This is a genomic window from Pandoraea morbifera, from assembly GCF_902459575.1.
Lineage (GTDB): Bacteria > Pseudomonadota > Gammaproteobacteria > Burkholderiales > Burkholderiaceae > Pandoraea > Pandoraea morbifera.
This window is the reverse complement of sequence record NZ_CABPSD010000008.1, coordinates 73,969-93,938: the sequence shown is the minus strand read 5'-3', so window position 1 is coordinate 93,938 and position 19,970 is coordinate 73,969. Positions and strand designations below refer to the sequence as shown.

Here is a 19,970-nt window from a genome sequence, read left to right as displayed (position 1 = left end):
GAACCGCATCATGAGCCATCAAGATTTGCTGCAAGGATTTTCGAGCGACATTCTGGTCGGCGGCGAATGGCGCGCCGGTACCGGCAAGCGCTATCAGACCCTGTACCCCGCCGACGAGAGCGTGAATGCCGAGATCGCGGCAGCGGGTGCCGACGACGCCGTCGAAGCCGTCGAGGCGGCCGATGCGGCGTGGCGCCGCGCCGACTGGGCGGGCCTCAAGCCGCATCAGCGCGCTGCCGTGCTGCATCGGGTGGCCGATGGCATCACGCAACGCGCCGAGGCGCTCGCGCATCTGCAACGCCGCGACAACGGCAAGCCGATCAGCGAGACGCGCGCGCTCGTGGCGAGCGCGGCGGGCACCTTCCGGTACTTCGCTTCGTGCCTGGAGACGCTGGAGGAAACGCTCACGCCGTCGCGTGGCGACTACCTCACGATGAGCGTGCACGAACCGCTGGGCGTGGTGGCCGCCATCACGCCGTGGAACTCGCCGATCGCCTCCGATGCGCAGAAGCTGGCACCCGCGCTCGCCGCCGGAAACGCCGTGGTGCTCAAGCCCGCGGAAGTCACGCCGCTCGCCTCGCTCGAACTCGGCCGCATCTGCGAAGCCGCCGGTGTGCCGCGTGGTGTGCTGTCGGTGCTGCCAGGCAAGGGCTCGGTGATCGGCGACATTCTGGTGCGCCATCCGAAGGTCAAGAAGGTCGCGTTCACGGGCGGCACGGAAGTCGGCCGCGGCATTGCGCGTCTGGCCGCCGAGAAGCTCATGCCGGTGTCGCTGGAGCTAGGCGGCAAGTCGCCGACCATCGTGTTCGAGGACGCCGATATCGACCATGCCGTGGCCGGTGTGCTCTACGGCATCTTCAGTTCGTCGGGCGAATCGTGCATCGCAGGCTCGCGCCTGTTCGTGCACAAGGCGATCTTCGACACGTTCGTCGAGCGTCTGGTCGCCGGGGCAAAGCAATTGCGCGTGGGCGATCCGCTGCGCGAAGACACGCAAATGGGCCCGCTCGTCACGTCGGCGCACCGCGAATCGATCGAACGCTATGTCGCCATCGGACTGGAGGAGGGTGGTCGCCTGCTGTGCGGCGGCGAGCGTCCGGTGGGTGACGGCCGCGAGAAGGGATATTTCTACTCGCCGACCATCATCGCGGGCCTGACCAATCGGGCGCGCATGGTGCAGGAGGAAATCTTCGGACCCGTGCTCGCCGTACTGCCGTTCGAGAACGAAGACGATTTGCTGGCCGAGGCCAACGACAGCGTCTACGGACTTGCCGCGGGCATCTGGACGCGCGACTACAAGCGCGCATGGCGCATCGGTCGCGCGCTGGAGACGGGCACCGTCTGGATCAACACCTACAAGCAGTTCTCGATCTCTACGCCGTTCGGCGGCTGGAAGGAGAGCGGCATGGGGCGCGAGAAGGGGCGTCTGGGATTGTTGGAGTACACCCATCAGAAGAGCCTCTACTGGGGCATGAACGACCACCCGCTCGGCTGGGCGGGCAAGGTCTGATCGGCAAGTGATGGCAGAACGAGCCGCGATGCACGGGGCATCGCGGTAACCGCAACTGAGCGAGGCAGAGATATGTTGTCGATTTTCCGTGGATCGTTGGCGCGTCGCGCCTTTTTGACGGCCGGCCTGTGCGCCGTGGCCGGTCTTTCCTGTCTGGCCGCGCCGGCCATGGCGCAACCGGCCACGCAGCAGATCACCTATCTGCTCCCGGCTCCGGCGAACCTGCCGGCGTTCGCGCCGCTGATGCTGGCCGAGAAGAAGGGTTACTACGCGGCCGAAGGCCTGTCGGTGCGCTGGCTGACCGTGCAGGGCGGCGCCGACGTGGGCAAGCAGCTCGCGTCGGGCAACGGCGATCTGGGCGGCGGCCTGGGCGACACGCCGATCGTGCTGCGTCCGAACGGCATCACCATCAAGGGCGTCGCGCTGCTTGGCGGACGCACGCTGCACCAGCTGGTCGTGCGCGACGACGCGAACATCAAGTCGCCCGCCGACCTGAAAGGCAAGACGATCACCGTGCTGGCCTATCAGGACACCGGTTTCTACGCCACGCTCGGCCTGCTGGCCTCGGCCGGTCTCACACGCAATGACGCCCGCATCCAGGGCGCCGGACCCGCTGGGGTATGGCAGCAGGTCGCCACGGGCAAGGCCGAAGCGATGGTCGGCACGCCCGAGTGGGCGCAGAACATCGAGGACGCCGGGGTGAAGATCACCATGACGTCGACCGACAAGTACTTCCCCGGCATGGCGCAGGCCATCCTGGCCTCGGACAAGACCATTGCCGAGCGCCCGGAGATGATTCGCAAGTTCGTGCGCGCCACGATCAAGTCGGTGGCCGAGATCATGCGTGATCCGGCCGGCGCCGCGAAGGAATACTGCGCGAGCGTGCCGGGCTACAAGGGCAAGGAAGCCGAGATTGAGAAGATTCTCACGTACTACGCGCGTAATGTATATCCGGGGCAGCAACGCCTGGGCGCCTTCGATCCGGCGCGCGTGACCAAGCTGCAGGACTTCTATGCGCAGGAAAAGGTCATTCGCGAGAAGTCGAACCCGGCCGACCTGTTCACCAATCAATTCGTGCAGTAAGGCGAGGCGCCTCATGAGCCAGAACGCAACCGCAACGCAGGGCGAGTCGCCGGACCGGCCATCGGGCACGATGTTGCTTACGGTGTTCCTGCGCCACGATCAGTCGAACAATCTCGACGATTTCCAGGCGCGGCTGAAGGCGGCCGAATGGTGGGAGCGCTTCCCGCCCGAGGGCGTCAAGGTCGTGTCGTGGACGGTCGCGATGGGCTTCGGCCAGATCGTCACGCTCGAATTGCCACCGCATTTGTTGCCGGTGGTCAATGTGGAGCTGGAGCGCTCGGCATGGGGCGTGTTTCGCACCGAATGCTATCCGACTTACGACTTCGTACCCGTGCATGCGCGCATTCGCGAACGGGTTCGCAATGGAGGGAAATGATGGACCGTTATCTCGAACCGCATCAGGCGCGTCGCCATGAGCCGACGCAATACGAAAGCCTGCTGGGCGACGCCATCGAGCGCGCCTACGCCGCCGGCACGCACGATCTGGCAGGCCTCGTGGCCTATCTGAACCGTACCGGCCCCGGCCCGCAGGAAGGCGACGTGTGGACCGAAGAAATCTACAAGGCGCAGATCGCCCGGCTGGCCGAAGAGTAAACCCCAAACATTGCGCGATCGCCGGGCGCTGCCTGCGCCCGTCGACTGCGACGGAGATGTCCCCCATGACTACGCAACAACCCATTCTTACCGCCGACGCCATTCTCGAGCGCGGCCTGAAGAACCTCTGGTATCCGATCTGCCCGTCGCACATGGTCGGCCGCGAGCCGGTCTCGCTGCGACGTCTGGGCAAGAAGCTCGTGTTCTGGCGCGATCAGGACAATCAGGTCCACGCCCTCGACGACCATTGCCCGCACCGCGGCGCGCCGCTCTCCAAGGGGATCGTGATGGGCGACCGCATCGCCTGCGGCTATCACGGGGTGCAGGTACGGTGCGATGGCACCGTCATGCGCGTGCCGGGCAGCCCGGGCTGCAAGCTCGAAGGCTCGCGCCCCACACAGGCTTACCACATCGTCGAACGCAATGACGCAATCTGGCTGTACAACGCCACCGGCAACATCGACACGCCGCCGCCGCTGGTGCTGCCGGAAGAGCTCGACGCCGACGGCGCTTTCTCGTCGTTCCTGTGCTACACCGAGTGGAAGGGCGACTACCGTTATGTGCTCGACAACGTGATGGACCCGATGCACGGCACCTATCTGCACAAGCAGTCGCACTCGATGGCCGAGGGCGACAATACGGCGGCGTTCCGCATTCGCGACACCGAGCGTGGTTTCGTCTTCGAGAAAGAAGGCCAGCGCGACGTGAATTTCGACTGGACCGAGTGGGCCGACACCGGCACGCACTGGATGCGTCTCGAGATTCCGTATCCGAAGACGGGCGGCCCCGGCGGCAACTTCGTGATCGTGGGCAGCTACACGCCGATTTCGCCGACGCTCGCGGCCGTGTTCCACTGGCGTTGCCGCAAGCTCGACGGCTGGCAGCGCGACACATGGCGCTTCCTGTACCGCAATCGTCTCGAGGCGCGCCATTGGGCAGTGCTCGAGCAGGATCGCGTGATGCTCGAGGACATGGAGCCCGACGCCAATCAGCACGAGCATCTCTACCAGCACGACATGGGCATCGTGCGCCTGCGTCGCCATCTGAAGAACCTGGCGAAGGCAGAGCTCGAGCGCATGCAGCCGGGCAAGGCGTGATCGACGCGGGACACGTCATGCCAGTCGATCGACCTCTCGAGGCGCAACGCGTGCGCGCCGCGGCCGTACCCGATCCGGAAACGGCCACGTGGAGCAACGGCCTTCGCTTCGGCAATGAAATCCTGATGTCGGGCATGACCGCGCATCCGGCCACGCGCAACGCCGACAAGCCGCTCACGACCTACGAACAGACGCTGGTGGTGCTGGACAAGATCCGGGCGCTGGTCGAGGCGGGTGGCGGGCGCGTGGCCAACATTTACAAGCTGGTGGTGTATGTGACCGACATCGCCGACAAGGACGAAGTCGGTCGCGCGCGCCGCGAGTTCTTCGCGGCGGTGGCGGCGAACGGCGGTGCGTATCCGTGTTCGACGCTGGTGCAGGTGAGCGGCCTCGTGTTCCCGGAGCTGCGCGTGGAGATCGAGGCGTTCGCGCGACTCGACATCGATTTGTCCGTGGCGGGCTGATCCGCACGACAAGAGAATCAGCAACATCAGAGAGTGGCGTTATGAGCAAGTCAAACCTGTCGGCAATGGTGCGCACGCTGCGCTACGAAGCGGCGGGCATCATGAGCATCGAACTCGTGCCCCCGTCGGGCAGCGGCACCGTGTTTCCGGATTTCACGCCGGGCGCGCACATCGACCTGCATCTGCCGAGCGGTTTGGTGCGCAGCTATTCGCTCGTGAACGCTCCCGGCGAGCCGAATCGCTACGTGCTCGGCATTCTGGCCGATCCGAAAAGCCGTGGCGGTTCGCGCTTCATTCACGACAACTTCCGCGTCGGCATGACGCTGGACATTTCGGCGCCGCGCAATCACTTCGAACTCGACGAGACGGCCGCGCACACGGTGCTGGTGGCGGGCGGGATCGGTGTGACGCCGATCCTGTGCATGTACCGTCGGCTCCGCTCGCTGGGCCGAAGCGTCAAGCTGATGTACTGCGCCCGCACGGCGCCGCAAGCGGCGTTCCTCGACGAACTCGACGCCCTAGGTGGCGACGTGACCTATCACTTCGACGACCAGCACGGCGGCAAGCCGGCGTCGCTCGCGGCATTCCTGAGCGGGCAACCGGCGGGCACGCACGCATATTGCTGCGGCCCAGGCGTGATGCTCGACGCGTTCGAGGCGGCCTGTGCCGCCGCCGGCATCGACCATGTGCATATCGAACGCTTTTCCGCCGCACCGGATGCGCCGCCGCCTGCCACGTCCGAGGGCTACGTGGTGACGCTCGCGAAGTCCGGCAGGGAAGTCGCGGTGCCTGCCGGCGCCACGCTGCTCGAAACGTTGCTTGCCGCGGGCATCGACGCCGAACACAGCTGCATGGAGGGCGTTTGCGGCGCGTGCGAGACGCGCGTGCTGGAAGGCTGCCCCGACCATCGCGACTCGGTGCTCAGCGCGTCCGAGCGCGCGTCCAACAAGGTGATGATGATCTGCGTGTCGGGTTGCAAGGGCGACCGTCTGACACTCGATCTTTGATCGCCACACCCTGAACCCCTCCCCCGAGACAGTCATGACGATTCTGGGCATCGAACAAATCACCTACGGGGTCACCGACCTCGACACCTGTCGCCGCTTCCTGGCCGACTGGGGCCTCACGGAAGTGGCCGCCGACGCCAATGGCGCGCGCTTCGAGACGCTCAACGGCGCTCGCGTGCTGGCGTTGCGTCATGACGATCCCGTGCTGCCGCCCGCCATGGAAGCGGGACCGACCTTGCGCGAGGTCACGTGGGGCGTGACGACGGCCCAGGAGGTCGCGGCCATCGCGGATCGTCTCGCGGACCAGCCCGGCTACTACTTCAAGGACGGCGCGACCGGTTGCATTGACCCGAACGGGCTGGCCCTGCGCGTGGAAGTCACCGCCAAGCGCGCCATCGACGTGAAGGGTGCACCGACCAACCCGTGGGGCATTCCGGCGCAGCGCGTGAATACGCCGAGTCCGGTGTACGAGCGGGCGCAGCCGATCGAGGTCGGCCACGTGGTGTTTTTCACCAACGCACTGGCGGCTACGCAGCAGTTCTATGAAGACAAGCTCGGCTTCGAGTTGTCGGATCGCTACCCGGATCGCGGCGCGTTCATGCGCTGCGCGCCGCACGGCGGTCACCATGACCTGTTCCTGCTGGCGCTGCCCAACGGCAAGCGAGGCCTCAATCACGTGGCCTTCACCGTGCGCGACATCCACGAAGTGTTCGGGGGGGGCATGCACATCGATCGGTGCGGCTGGGAAACGCAGCTCGGGCCGGGCCGTCACCCGATTTCGTCGGCGTATTTCTGGTACTTCAAGAATCCTTGCGGCGCGCTCATCGAGTATTACGCCGACGAGGACATCCTCACGCCGGAATGGCAACCGCGCGATTTCGAGCCGGGGCCCACGGTGTTCGCCGAGTGGGCGGTGGACGGCGGGATCGATGGCAACACGCGCCGTCAGAAGAAGGGCGGCGAAGCGCCGGGCGGAAAGTTCATGACCGACACGGCCAAGCGCTGAGGTCGGTCATCGCGGGCGCCTCGCTCCGGGGGGAATGAGGCGCCCGGCTTTCGCGAGTTGTCGCGAGAAGCGGGAACCGGCGCGCGGTATCTCGCCATGAGGCCCGTGCACGGTCTGTCCAGATGCAGGCCGTGCACGAGAGGCGAATATCGCGCGCCGGCAACCGTCTTGCGGTGGCTGGCGGCATCAGGGGGCATGCGTTTGCGCAGCCCCCTTTTGCATTCTCGCGGCGATCCCGGCGCCGCTGCCAGATTCGCTTACCTGGCCAATTCAGCGTCGATGGCGGCCACCAGACGCGGATCGTCGGCCTTCACGTCCGGCGAGAAGCGCGCCACGACCTGGCCATTCCGGCCAATCAGAAATTTCTCGAAGTTCCACAGGACGTCGGCGGGGTTTTCACGCTCGACGCCGAACCCCCTGAGACGCTCGCGGAAAGGCCCTTCGCCCGTGGCGTCCGGCTTGGCCTGTACCAGTGCCGTGTACAGCGGGTGACGGTCTTCGCCGAGCACGGAAATCTTGGCGAACAAGGGGAAGGTCACGTTGTACTGCGTGGTGCAGAAGTCGAGGATCTCCGCGTCGGTACCGGGCTCCTGACCCTTGAAATTGTTCGCCGGGAAGGCCAGCACTTCGAGGCCGGCGTCGCGCTTGTCTTCGTAGAGGCGCTCGAGGCCTTCGTATTGCGGCGTGAGACCGCACTTCGACGCGACGTTGACGACGAGACGGACTTTGCCGGCGTAGTCGCCCAGGGTCGCGGTGCTGCCGTCGTTCCGATTGACGGGAATGGTTTCGAGGTTCGTGGTCATGTACGTGTCGTGTCCTTGATGAGGGAAAAGGCGTGCCGCCTGAGGCGTGCCGCGCAGGGTCGAACGAGTGTAGCGCAACCCCGGCAGGCCCGCAGGGCGGGCGGCGCCACCGTTGACGTCGTCCTGTGCGAGTCCATCCCGCGCCGCGAGCATGCAATCCCCGGGAAGGTTCATGAGGCAGTGCGAACTCATGCTTGGAGAAGGCAGCATCCCATTGTTGTCACGGCCATCATTGAGTGGAGTAATTTTCGGATAAAAGTAGGACGATTGGGGGACGAATTGTTGTTTTTTATTGTTTTGTATAACTTAATAAAATCATACATTTAAAGGAAACTCGATGATTGTCGATTGACAGTCGAAAAAGCATATGAAAGGATTCGCCGGACAAAAACAAGCAACAAAATAAAAAGGCAAGGCGCCTGTCAATATTTACGGGGTAGTCCGAATGTTTTGTAAAACTTCTCTAAAAGTCTACGCTTCCGCGCGTGCTCCTGCTGACGCTCCCGTGCGGCGACCGGACCCCTGCCTGACGTAGCGCACGAGCGCATTTTTCTCGCCTGAATCCCTGACGCATCCGCTGCCGGAAATGGTTCTCGCAGCGATGTCCCGGCACGCCTGCGGCCTGGCCGGCGACTGGTATGGCTTCGGGAAGTCATATCGAATTCCGTCATTCAACACAACGACATAAGCACAGTGAGCCGGGGCATCGTATGAATCGCATTTACCGCGTGGTGTGGAGCGCCAGTCTGGGGATGTATCAAGTGGCTTCCGAGGTGGCCAGCAGCCACGGGAAGGCGACGCGCAGCGTGGATCGACGCGCCCGCAGGGCAGCGGTCGCAGCCGCTGCGTTGATGGCGGCCTCCGGTGCGGCGATGGCGCAGACGGTCGGCTCGGTGACCGGATATGACGGGCAGGCGATCCAGCTATACCGGGGCGTGCAGGATGGCGGGCAAACGTGGGACTGGGACGGCAGCATCCTGAGTGTCCTCGTCGACGGTACGCGCAGCGTGAATTTCACGGGGGCTTTTGACGGGATCGTCCTCGACCAGGGCGTGTCGTTCAGGGGAGATACGGTCGGAGCGCTCATCAGGACACCTGTCGGCCTGAATTCGTTGCTCAACAATAATGGCACGATCGTCGGTACCGCCACGGGGGTATCGGTGTCGGGAGCACTCGGCCAGCTTATCAACAATGGCACGATCTACGGCGACCGGAGCGGTGTGCAATCGAGCGGCACCATCGGGTTGCTCGCCAACTATGGCCAGATCGTGAGCGGCACGCTCGGCGTGCTGAATTCAGGTCAGCTCGGTACGCTCACCAACGGCGGCAGCATCTCGGTTAACAACAATGTCCTCGGGCGTGCGGGGGTGCTGAACCAAGGATCCATTTCGAACCTCGGCAACACAGGGTGGATTGGCGTCTCCCGTGGCGGGAACGAAGCCGCGATCAGCAACGCCGGGCGCATCGATACGCTGACGAATCAGACTGGCGGTACGATCTCGGGCGACTATGGCGTGCTGAATCAGCGCACTTCATCTACCGAGGTGTCCGTGGGGACGATCACGAACACCGGCGTGATCACGGGAAGTCTGATCGGGGTCAACAATGCCGGCGGCGACATCGCTTCGCTCAGCAACTACGGCACGATTGACGCGACCAGTGCGGGCGCTTCGGTCTACGGTCTCAACAATGCGAATACGACCGTCGGCGCCACGGTTTACAGCGCGACCCTCGGTTCGATCGTCAACGGCGGCACGATCACCGGTTATGGCGGCGCTATCCAGAACTCGGGCTCCATCGATGAGATTCATAATCTCGCCAACGGGCGCATCGATGGGGGGGCTTCAGGCACTGGCATCCTGACGGGGGCGGCCGGGAGCCGTATCGGCGCGATCAATAACGAGAGCGGCGGCGTGATCCGTGGGCTCAACGCTATCGCGATTGCCGCCGGCGGGGGAACGATCGGCACGATCAACAACGCCGGAACCATCCAGGGCAGTATCGTCAACAACGGCTCGGCGGAACTGACGATCAACGGTAACGCCGGCGGCGGCTACGGCTTGCTGACCGGCTTCGACGGCACTTCCGTCGGCTCGCTCGAGAGTCCGACATCGAACGTGCGGTTCGCGAGCGGCAATCTCATCCTCAACGACAACGTGAACCTGGGCAACGCGTTCACGCTGTTGAACAGCGGCGCCAGGCTTCACCTCGACCGCACCATCTCGGTGTACGGAAACTATCGACAGGACGCGGGGGCGACACTCGAGATCGGCGTCGGCTCGGGCGCCACGACAACCGGCGACCGCACATCCGACAGCGGCTATGGGCGTCTTGCGGTGCAGGGGTTGGCGACACTCATGCCGGGCACGACCATCGCGCTTCAATCGATGGGCTACGCGTTCGCGTCCGGCCAGCGATATGTCGTGCTCGAAACGATGGACTGGTCCTCGGCATTCAACGAAGCGTCGCTCAACTACGTCATCAGTGGGTCGACCCTCGTTGGCAGCGGCGTGCGTCAGGCCAACGGGAGCTATCTCGATCTGATCGTGACGCTGATCGCGCCGAGCGCCGTGGGCACGATCGGCGGGACCGCCAGTCTGCTCAAGGGGGTACCGTCCAGCGGCACCGGGTGGTCGTTCGACGGCACCAACGTCTCGATCACCGGCTCGACGTTCGGCACGGTCGTCGGCTCGATCGGCACGATCGCGAACACCGGGACGCTGACGGGGACGTCGGCCATGGGCATTGCCGCGATCTACGGCTCGGTCGACCGCTTCGTCAACGATGGGACCATCGCGTCGACCGGGCCGAACAACTCGGGCTTCTTCAACGGCGGCACCGTCGGCACGCTGGTGAACCACGGCGCAGTGCGAACGAGCACGCGCGATGCGGTGAACAACACCGGCACGATGACCACATTCGAGAACACCGGCACGATAACGGGCGTGCTCGACGGTCTGGCGAACTATGGCTCGCTGACCTCGGTGCAGAACACCGGCACGATGAGTGCCAGTACCGGTTATGGCGCCCTGAATACGGGGCATCTGGGGCAGTTGACCAACCAAGGGCTTATCCTCGGCTGGAACGGTCTCGTGAATTACGCCTCGGCCACCATTGCGGCCCCTGCGACGCTCGACCTGCTGACGAACAGCGGAGTGATTACAGGCGCGCAGAACGGCTTGTCGAACAACGGCTCGACGATCACGAAGATCGACAATCAGGCAGGGGGTGCCATCACCGGAACGGGCGGCACGGGCAACACCATTGTCTCCGGCATCGAGAACCTCGATCTCACCGCGAACGGCACGCTGCTGGCGGGTACGATCGGCACGATCAGCAATGCGGGCACGATCGCCGGCAGCTACTACGGGATTTCCAACGGTAGCAACATCGGTCTGATCGACAACCTGGCGGGCGGCGTGATCACTGGTCTGGGTGGCGCCATCTCGAACCAGGCGACGTCGGCGTCGATCGGCGCGATTCGCAACGCGGGCACGATTGCCGGCTGGATCATCAATCGCTCCCAGAACGAACTGAGTATCAGCGGTGCAACGGACGGCACGTTCGGCACATTCACCGGTTTCGGTGGCGGCGCGAATGTGGGCACCATCGTGAGTACCAACGCCGACGTACGACTCACCGGCGGAAACTTGCTGGTAAACAACGATTTCGAACTGCGCACCACGATCGGCGGCAACGTGACCGGCATGCGCACGCTGCACAACGTCGGTTCGTTGCTCCAGGTCAATCGTCCGCTCTCGATCTTCGGCAATTATGACCAGAGCGCGAACGCCACGCTTCAGATCGGCGTGGCGGGCGCGGACTCGCCGAACTACGGCAGTCTCCTCGTAAGCGGCAGTACGTACATCGCACCGGGCTCGACCATCGCGCTGCAATCGATGGGGTACGCGTTCGCCGCAGGGCAGCGCTACGTGGTCATCGATACGGCGGGCACGATCAATTACAACGAAAGCACGTTGCGCTATGTGATCAACGGCAACCCGACGCTCGCGGCCAACGGTGCGCACCAGGGCACCACGCTGCTCGTGACGCTCTTCACGCCGCAGTACCTCGGCGTCGTCAACGGCACCACGAATCTCGTGGCGGGCGTGACTGGCGGCGACGCGTCGCAGTGGCGCTTCGACGGCGCAAATCTCGACGTCGGCGGCACGGCCCAGGCGTCGATTACCGGTCACCTCGGCACGATCACGAACACGGGCACGATTGCCAGCACCATCGCCGGCAAGAGTGCGCTGGGCATTGCCAGCAACGGCGGTCAGGTCGACAGCGTGGTGAACAGCGGCGTGATCTCGGCGTCCGGCGGCACCAATTCGGGCCTGTACGCGGGCGGCGTGGTCGGAACGATCCTGAACGTGGGCACCATCGTGTCCGACAACCTCGGTGGCGTGAACAACACCGGTGCGCTTGCGCGTCTGGAGAACCGCAGCCTGATCCAGGGCGCCACGCTGGGCGTTGCGAACACGGGTTCGCTCACGACACTGGTCAACGCCGGCACGATCGCCGCGACCACGACCGCCTCCAACGGCGTGGGCGTGTGGGGCACGGGCGAGTGGGGCGTGCTCACCAACAGCGGGCGAATCACCGGGTACACGGGGGTAATGCTGACGGCGTCCGGCGATCTGGCCAGGCCGTCGTCGTTCGGCCTGATCGAGAACACCGGCGCCCTGATCGGGCAGACCTTTGGCCTTGCGAACTATGGCGGGTCGATCGCTGCCATCAACAACCTGGCCGGCGGTACGATCACCGCAGGCACCGGCGTGCCCGGCCAGTACGCGGTGGGCCTGAACAACGCGTCGCAATTGATTGGCGGCACGCTGTTCGCAGGCACGATCGGCACGATCAACAACGCCGGCACGATCTCGGGCGCCTACTACGGGATTTACAACGATGCGTCCATCGGCACGATCAACAACCAGGCGGGTGGCCTGATCACGGGCATCGGCGGCGCGATCTCGAACCAGGCAACGACGTCGTCCATCGATGCGATCAACAACGCCGGCACGATCGCCGGCTGGATCATCAATCGCTCGCCCAACGTGTTGAAGATTGCCGGCGCAACCGATGGCACTTACGGCACGCTGACCGGCTTTGGCGGCGTTCTACCGGGCACCATCGTGAGCACCAATGCCGATACCCGCTTCACGGGCGGACGTTTGGTGCTCGACGACCACTTTGACCTTGGCGGCGCGCGTACGGTGCACAACGACGCGTCGGTGTTGCAGGTCAACCGCGCGCTCACCGTCGATGGCAACTTCGACCAGGCCACGGGCGGCACGCTGCAGGTCGGTGTGGCGAGCAATGCGGTGACGACCGGCGACATGACCGCCGACAGCGGCTATGGCCGGCTCGTGGTCACCGGCAATACGACGCTGGCACCCGGCTCCAGAATCGCGTTGCAGTCGCTCGGGTACTCGTTCGCGGTCGGCCAGCGCTATGTCGTGATCGATACCGCCGGAACGGCCAATTACAACGAAGGCTCGCTGAGCTATCGCGTCAACGGTTCGACCACGCTCGGCGCCACTGGCGCGAATGTGGCCAACGGCACGAAGCGCGATCTGGTGCTGACCGTGGTCTCCGATCCGAACGCGGGCAACGACGACGGCAACAACGGCAATGGTGGCAATAGCGGCAATAGCGGCGGTACGGGCGGCGGTGCCGGCACCATTGGCGGCGGCGCTGGCGGCAGTGCCGGTGGTCAGATCCCGTCGTTCGATCCGCGCACCAATGCCACGATCGCTTCGACACAGAATGCCCAGTCGGCGTTGCGCGGTTTGCTTGGTTATACCGGCGTGAGCAATGCGCAATTGCTCAACTTGTACAACGCGACGCTGGGTTCGCTCTCCGATGGCTCGACGGCATCGGCCAACCGTGTGGGCAAGCAGTTGGCGCCGGCGCAAGTGACGCGCGCCGCGGGGACCGCCGCGATCGACGCGCTCGGTGTGGTGAGTGCCCACGTCAACGGTCTGCGCACGGCCTCGGCCGGGGGGACCGGGGTTGCAACGGGCGACGCCGCGGTGAACTGGGGCGTGTGGGGCCAGGCATTCGGCGGCCACGCCAACCAGTCCGAGCGTGACGGCGTGGACGGCTACGCCGCCAATTACGGCGGCCTGCTCATTGGCGCGGACCGCGCCTTCGGCGACCGCTGGCGCGCGGGCGGTGCATTCCAGTTCTCGCGCACGGTCATCAACAACGACGGCGCCACGTCGGGCAACAACACGAGCGTCAACGGGTACGGAATGATCGGCTACGCCTCCTATACCGGCGAGCCGTGGTATGTGAATCTCTCGGGCTCGGTGGTCATGCAGCGCTACAACACCACGCGCCTGGTGTCGATGCAGGGCTTCAACGGCGCGGCGGGCGGCAGCTTCAACGGGCAGCAGTACGTCGGCAGCGCGGAGTTTGGCTGGCCGCTGGCGCTGGGGCGTGCGATCGTGACACCGCTGGTTGGCCTGACCTACAGCCACCTGAATCAGCCCGGCTACACGGAAAGCGGCGGCAACGGTGCGGCGCTCTCGGTGGGCAGCGCGAGCGCCAGCTCGGTGCGCAGTGCGCTGGGGGCGAAGCTCGGTGTCCCGTTCGAGACGTCGTCGGGCACGTGGATGCCGGAGCTGAGCGTGCGCTGGGTGCACGAGTACAATCGCACGCGCTTGTCGACGGGGGCGAGCTTCGCCGCCGATCCGTCGGGGCAGACGGCGTTCACGACCGTGGGCGCGACGCCGGTGTCGGATCTTGCCGATATTTCGCTGGGCCTCACGCTCATGCGCGCGAGCAACATGAGTGCATCGATCCGCTATAACCTGCAGGCCGGCTCTGGCTTCGTATCGCACACGGGCATCGTGCGCATCCAGCAACGCTTCTGACGGCTTGGTGCCGTGACCCGACACGGGCGCTCGCCATCGTTGACACGATGGTGAGCGCCGTGGAAGTATCTTGCGGTCCGCCACCGCCCGCCCATCGTTCCGATGTCTTCCAGCCCCGCCCTTCCGGTTTCGCCAAACGCCTCGACCGTGCCCGCCACGGAAACGATCACTTTCGCCGAGGCCATGGCGCGTGCGCGCACTCACTGGCAGGCCGGACAGGCGCCGCAAGCGGAAATCCTGTGCCGACGCGTGCTCGAGGCGTCCCCCGGGCATCCGGACGCGCATTATCTGCTGGGCCTGATGGCACACGCGTACGGAAAACTGGACTTGGCCATCGAGCACCTGCGCGAGGTATGCAAGGTGCCGGGCGCACCGGCTGCCTGCTGGTCGGATCTGGCCGAGATGAACCGTCAGGCCGGACGTCTCGACGAGGCGCTGAGCGCCGCGCAGCGAGCGGTCGAGGTGGATCCGGCGTTCGCTGCGGGATGGAACAACCTGGGGATCGCGCAGCAGGAAGCCGGTCAGTTGGCGCAGAGTCTGGCGAGTCTCGAGCGCCTGGGCGAACTGCAACCCGGGTCTGCCGACGCGTGGAACAATCTCGGGAACACGGCGCGTCTGCTGGGCCGGACCGAACAAGCGGAGCGGCATTACCGGCGTGCGCTCGAACTCGACGGACAGCGCGCCGACGTGCACAGCAACCTGGCGGCGCTGTTGCGCGCGCAGCACCGTCATGACGAAGCGGCCGCGATGGCGCGGCGCGCCATTGAAATCGACCCGCAATTCGTCGACGCCTACCGCAATCTCGCCGATATCGAACTCGCGCGCGGCAATCTGGGCGGCGCATGGCAGATCGTGGAAGTGATGTCGGCCTTCGCCATGCAGCATCCGTCCACACTCGTCGCGCGCGCGTGCATTCTGCGACTCCTGGGACGTCTCGATGAAGCACTCGCATCGGCACGCGAGGCCGTGCGAATCGTGCCCGAGAATGTCGGCGCCCGCGCGGCGCTCGCCGCCGTCGAGGCCGACGTCGCCAGGCGCGATCAGGGGCACGCCGACGCTGGCGCGGCCACGTCCGCAATCGACGCGCCGGCGCCGACGCAAGCCCAGACCGAGCGTCAGAGCGCCATCGCGTCGTTGGTCGCGGCGCAGGATTACGAAGGCGCGGAGCCCTTGCTGCGCGAAGCCGTGGGCGAAGGCGTTGCGCCCATGTCGGTCTGGCGCCTGCTGGCGATGGTGCTGCGAGCGCAAGGGAAAACGCGCGAAGGTTGCGACGTGCTCGACATGCTCGCGCGCCAGGTGCCGGGCGATTTGTCGAACCGGTTCGATCTTGCCGAAGCGTTATTGCTGCTCGGCGACTTCGAGCGCGGCTGGCGCGAGTATCGGTATCGCTACAGTCTCGAACACACGCAGTCGATCGAGCGCAAGGTGCAGCGGCCTCGATGGGACGGACAGCCGATTCCCGGCAAGACGCTCCTCATTCACGACGAACAGGGATACGGGGATACCTTCCAGTTCATGCGCATGGCGCGCTGGGCGCGCGAGCGCAGCCAGGCGCGCGTGATTTTCGAAGTCAATGCCGAGGCGCTGTCCATTGCGAAGCGGATGTGGGGTGACGAGGATATCGTCGCGCGTGGCTCGCTGACCGAAGCGTTCGATCTGCATTGCGAGCTGATGAGCCTGCCCATGGCAATGGGGCTTCGGCTTGACGATCTGCCGGGCGAGATGCCGTATCTGAGCGCCGATCCGGCGCGCGTGGCCTTCTGGCGCGAGCGTCTCGCCGATGTGCCCAGACCGTGGGTCGCCCTCGTCTGGGCCGGGCGTCCCGAGCATGTGAACGACCACAATCGCTCGATGACGCTCGCGCAACTGGCGCCGTTGGGCGCGTCTGGCGTGTCCTTTCTCTCGATTCAGAAGGGACCGGCGAGCGCGCAGGCCAGTGCGCCACCCGACGGCATGCAGGTCGTTGCGCTCGGCGACGAGATTCGCGATTTCGAGGACACCGCCGCCATTCTCCAGTTGGCCGATCTGCTGATCTCCGTCGATTCGTCGCCCGTGCATCTGGCCGGTGCGATGGGACGCCCCGTATGGGTGCTGCTGCCGTTCGTGCCCGACTGGCGATGGCTGGAAGGGCGCGACGATTCGCCCTGGTATCCAGGGATGCGCCTGTTTCGCCAGACGGCGCGTGCCGATTGGACGCCCGTCGTCGAGAAGGCGGCGCGTGCGCTCGATGCCTTCGTGGCCGCGTCGCGCGAGACGGCGCACGACAACCATGCGCGCTGAAGCCTGGATCGGCGCGTGCGCCGTGGCGGCGGCCCTGCTTTCGGGCTGCGCCAGTCTCGATCGGGACGCGCATGCGCAGGCGCTGGCCGGCCCCGCCGGGCTGCATCGGGAAACGGTGCAGGGCGGAGCATTCGTGCTGACCGCGTTTGTGCGTATCTCGCGCGCCGACGCGCCGGTGCGCATCTATATCGAGGGGGACGGCCTGGCCTGGTTGTCGCGCACCGAGCCGTCGCCCGACCCAACGCCGGTCGCGGCAACCGGACTCGCCCTGGCGGCCTCGGACACGGCGCCGAACGTGGTCTATCTCGCTCGCCCCTGTCAGTTCACGCCAATGGCTCGAAACCCGGCGTGCAACGTGGCGTACTGGACCGGCAAGCGGTTTGCGCCGGAAGTGGTCGACGCGATGAACGACGCCGTCGGGCGCATCGCCGCGCGCGTGCCCGGGCAACGTCTGAGCCTCGTTGGCTATTCAGGCGGCGGTGCGATTGCCGCACTGATTGCTGCGCGCCGCCATGACGTCACCTCGCTGCGCACGGTGGCGGGCAATCTCGATGTGGCATATGTCAATCGCATTCACGGCGTCTCGCCGATGCCGGCGTCGCTCAATCCGATCGACGAGGCTGCACGCCTGACGGGCGTCGCACAGGTGCATTTCAGCAGCGCACAGGACACGGTCGTGCCGTCCGAAGTCGCGAGGCGCTTCACCGCCGCGGTTGGCGGCAGGTGCGCTCGCACGTGGGTGGTCAACGGGGTGACGCACGACGGCGACTGGGCGGCGCGCTGGCCGGCGTTGCTCGCGCGGACGCCCGCATGCACGGTATTGCCCTGAGCTGCTTGACGTTGCGCGACTGAAGCGGTGTCGCCGCGCAGGTGCGTGGTCGCGCGCGGGGCACTCGTGGCGTTCGTGGCGCTCGGTGGCGTGCCCGGGCTCAGGCCTCCCGCACCAGCGCGGTGATCGCTTCGAGAAGCGTCACCTCGCCGCGCAACGTGTGTTTGCCGTCGTCGCGAAACCGAAAGGTGCCGTTGTTGAAGCCGTCGAGCATTTGGATGCGCGGCAGCGGATTGCGCATGCCCTGCGCACGGAAGAGCGGATCCCAACCGGCGCGCGGCACGGCCTCGGCGCTTACGTCGCGCACCAGCACTCGGGCCAGTGCCGCGGCAATGTCGTCGGGCGAGTATCGCTGCGGCCCCTCGATCTCCCAAACGCGTTCGTCGTCGAAATCCTCTTGCATGGCGCGGGCGGCGAAATGGCCCACGTCAGTCGTCGACACCATCGGCATCACCCGATCCACCGGCGCCAGATAGCTCGGCAGCTCGCCACGCGCTCGCGCGGGTGCGATGTCCCAGGCGAAGTTCTCCATCAGCCAGGCGGGACGCAGGAAGGTGACGGGCAGGTGCAGCGACACCATGGCTGTCTCGAACATGTGCAGCGCCGAGAGCAGGCTCGGTGCCTCGCTGTCCGCCCCGATGCTCGAGAGGCAAACCACCCGCCTGGGGCGCGTCGCGGCGAGTGCCTGGCGGACGGCGTCGATCAGATGTCGTGCATGAGAGAAGTCTGGCTCCGGATCGGCGTTCGGCGGCAGCATCACGAACACTGCTTCGCTGCCGCGAAACGCGTTCGTGAGCGCGTCGACGTCGCCATGCTCGGCCACCGCGATCTCGCCACCCAACGTCGCCCATCGACTGGATTTGACGGGGTCCTGAACAATGGCCCGCAGCGGCAGGCCGGCCCCCAGCAGATCGTGTCCGATGACACCGCCGACTCGTCCCGTGATACCCATTACGGTGTACATGGTTACTCCTAGCGCGCAGTCACGTTGCCGTATTTGTAACACGGGAGCGCGCCAGGTTCACAGATGGATCGCGTCGGCCGGGGCTGGCCGGGTTGCCTGCGGGGGATGACGGCGACTGTTGAGCAAGGCGGCACCCGCGTCGGCCAGTCGTACGGCCTCCTGCGCGCGCTCGCACATGTCGCGCTCGTACATCGAAATGGCGCGCGACAGCGAGGTACCGTCTTTCGCAACGTCGTGCAACCGTGCCGCGAGCCGGGCGGCGTCGCGCAGCGCCGTATTTGCTCCGAGGCCGCCTGCCGGACTCATCGTGTGGACGGCATCGCCCAGCCCCGTCACGCCGTCGATCTGCCATGGCAGTGGGCTCGTCGTGCTGCGTACCGGCAGGGTCCGGATGGTGTCGGGCGAGGCGTACGTGAACAGCGAACGCAGATGCGGATGCCACGCATCGGTCAGGGCTTCGATGCGCGCATGCGTGAGCGCACGCTCGGGCTGGACGCTCGCGCCGTTCGCGCGCCGCTCGCCGAGCAGCGTCGACGCCGGACCGATGAAGGCCCAGTACAGATAGTCGGGCACGGGCGAGAGCGGCATGTGTTCGCCAGCGGCGAGCGGCGCCGCCGAACGTTCGCTGTCGGGGCGGCGAAACAGCATCGCCTCGATCACGACGGCGAAGCCGTCGGCAAACACCACGGTGCTTCCCTCCATCACCGTCGCCTCGCCGTGACGATCCATGAGCACGAGCATCTCGGTCGTGAGCGGCGTCAGGCCGTAACAGCACACGTTGCCCGTGTCGCGAGGCGCCATGCCGGGCAGCACATATTCGCGTACACGGGAATGGCTGCCGTCGGCAGCGACCACGAGACCGGGGCGGCTGCGAGAACCGTCGTCGAAATGCGCGATACGGTGGCCGTCCGGCGTCGACGTCGTGTGCGCAAACGATTTCCCGAAATGGACGCGCTCGCGAATGCCGTCGAGCAGGATTTCCCGCAGCGTCTGGCGATGCACACTGAGGTCTCCCGGAATGGGGTCGGTCGCGGCGGTGGGCCGCGCCGCCTTGCCTGGGGCACCGCGGCGGTATCGGTCCTGGTCGCTCGGCGGGGGCGGGCCGGCATTCGCCCGGGCCTCGTGCCAGCTGGGTGGCAGAACGACATCGGCATCGTCGAGCTGCGGCGTGACGAAGCGGCCGCCGGACCGCGCCACGGCGGCACGCTCGCGGATGCGCGCCAGGGCGTCGTCGGGCAGGCATTCGCCGAGGGCGTCGAGGCCGTCGGCGTCGATGCGCAGACGATACCCCTGGAAACGGGCGTCGGGCGAAGCGTCGCGCTCATAGACGTCGAAGGCAATTCCTGCCCGGCGCAGGCCCTGGGCAAGGCACAGGCCGCCAAGGCCCGCGCCGATAATGTTGACATGCAAGGCTGACATGAGGTGAATAGGCCCCGATGGCGCGGGCCGGCTGTG

At 65.9% G+C, this 19,970-nt stretch carries 13 protein-coding genes and 2 pseudogenes; 12 read left to right on the top strand and 3 right to left on the bottom strand.

What is annotated here, in order from left to right:
* The first annotated feature begins 10 nt into the window (after positions 1 to 10).
* The 8 genes from PMO31116_RS14575 (at position 11) to PMO31116_RS14540 (ending at position 6,758) form a co-directional block, all read left to right on the top strand.
* Complete coding sequence (locus tag PMO31116_RS14575; protein ID WP_150567343.1) at positions 11 to 1,507, top strand: aldehyde dehydrogenase; 1,497 nt, start codon at positions 11 to 13, stop codon at positions 1,505 to 1,507.
* A gap of 72 nt (positions 1,508 to 1,579) precedes the next feature.
* Positions 1,580 to 2,590, top strand: a complete 1,011-nt coding sequence (locus PMO31116_RS14570) for an ABC transporter substrate-binding protein (RefSeq protein WP_150567342.1) — start codon at positions 1,580 to 1,582, stop codon at positions 2,588 to 2,590.
* Between the two features lie 13 nt (positions 2,591 to 2,603).
* Complete coding sequence (locus PMO31116_RS14565) at positions 2,604 to 2,966, top strand: hypothetical protein (protein ID WP_150567341.1); 363 nt, start codon at positions 2,604 to 2,606, stop codon at positions 2,964 to 2,966.
* Positions 2,966 to 3,184 (top strand): recombinase-like helix-turn-helix domain-containing protein, encoded by a 219-nt coding sequence (locus PMO31116_RS14560; protein ID WP_023597203.1) that lies wholly within the window; start codon positions 2,966 to 2,968, stop codon positions 3,182 to 3,184. The genes PMO31116_RS14565 and PMO31116_RS14560 overlap by 1 nt, the downstream gene beginning before the upstream one ends.
* Before the next feature lie 65 nt (positions 3,185 to 3,249).
* Positions 3,250 to 4,281 (top strand): aromatic ring-hydroxylating oxygenase subunit alpha, encoded by a 1,032-nt coding sequence (locus PMO31116_RS14555; RefSeq protein WP_023597202.1) that lies wholly within the window; start codon positions 3,250 to 3,252, stop codon positions 4,279 to 4,281.
* 17 nt (positions 4,282 to 4,298) lie between these two features.
* Positions 4,299 to 4,745 (top strand): RidA family protein, encoded by a 447-nt coding sequence (locus PMO31116_RS14550; RefSeq protein WP_150567340.1) that lies wholly within the window; start codon positions 4,299 to 4,301, stop codon positions 4,743 to 4,745.
* A 41-nt stretch (positions 4,746 to 4,786) separates the two neighbouring features.
* Entirely contained in the window at positions 4,787 to 5,752 is a 966-nt protein-coding gene (locus PMO31116_RS14545) for a PDR/VanB family oxidoreductase (protein WP_150567339.1), read from the top strand.
* 34 nt (positions 5,753 to 5,786) lie between these two features.
* Complete coding sequence (locus PMO31116_RS14540; RefSeq protein WP_150567338.1) at positions 5,787 to 6,758, top strand: VOC family protein; 972 nt, start codon at positions 5,787 to 5,789, stop codon at positions 6,756 to 6,758.
* 257 nt (positions 6,759 to 7,015) lie between these two features.
* On the opposite strand, the gene PMO31116_RS14535 is transcribed toward PMO31116_RS14540, so the two are convergent.
* Positions 7,016 to 7,561, bottom strand: coding sequence for a glutathione peroxidase (locus tag PMO31116_RS14535; protein ID WP_150567337.1), 546 nt, complete (start codon positions 7,559 to 7,561; stop codon positions 7,016 to 7,018).
* Positions 7,562 to 8,199: 638 nt separating this feature from the next.
* Between PMO31116_RS14535 and PMO31116_RS24440 the strand changes: the two are divergent.
* The 4 genes and pseudogenes from PMO31116_RS24440 to PMO31116_RS14520 form a co-directional block, all read left to right on the top strand.
* Positions 8,200 to 8,406, top strand: a pseudogene (locus PMO31116_RS24440) (ESPR domain-containing protein); the annotation flags it as partial.
* Between the two features lie 4,695 nt (positions 8,407 to 13,101).
* A pseudogene (locus PMO31116_RS24435) lies at positions 13,102 to 14,442 on the top strand (autotransporter outer membrane beta-barrel domain-containing protein); the annotation flags it as partial.
* A gap of 147 nt (positions 14,443 to 14,589) precedes the next feature.
* Positions 14,590 to 16,722 carry a tetratricopeptide repeat protein gene (locus tag PMO31116_RS24430; RefSeq protein WP_246185299.1) on the top strand — a complete coding sequence of 711 codons (2,133 nt, stop codon included), beginning with the start codon at positions 14,590 to 14,592 and terminating at the stop codon, positions 16,720 to 16,722.
* Positions 16,712 to 17,551 (top strand): alpha/beta hydrolase, encoded by an 840-nt coding sequence (locus tag PMO31116_RS14520; protein ID WP_150567335.1) that lies wholly within the window; start codon positions 16,712 to 16,714, stop codon positions 17,549 to 17,551. The genes PMO31116_RS24430 and PMO31116_RS14520 overlap by 11 nt, the downstream gene beginning before the upstream one ends.
* A 100-nt stretch (positions 17,552 to 17,651) precedes the next feature.
* Here the strand turns inward: PMO31116_RS14520 and PMO31116_RS14515 are convergent, their stop codons facing one another.
* Both PMO31116_RS14515 and PMO31116_RS23735 read right to left on the bottom strand, forming a co-directional pair.
* Positions 17,652 to 18,515: an NmrA family NAD(P)-binding protein gene (locus PMO31116_RS14515; protein WP_150567334.1), complete on the bottom strand. Its 864-nt coding sequence runs from the start codon at positions 18,513 to 18,515 to the stop codon at positions 17,652 to 17,654.
* 57 nt (positions 18,516 to 18,572) lie between these two features.
* Entirely contained in the window at positions 18,573 to 19,934 is a 1,362-nt protein-coding gene (locus tag PMO31116_RS23735) for an FAD-dependent oxidoreductase (RefSeq protein WP_174971333.1), read from the bottom strand.
* Between the last annotated feature and the right edge of the window lie 36 nt (positions 19,935 to 19,970).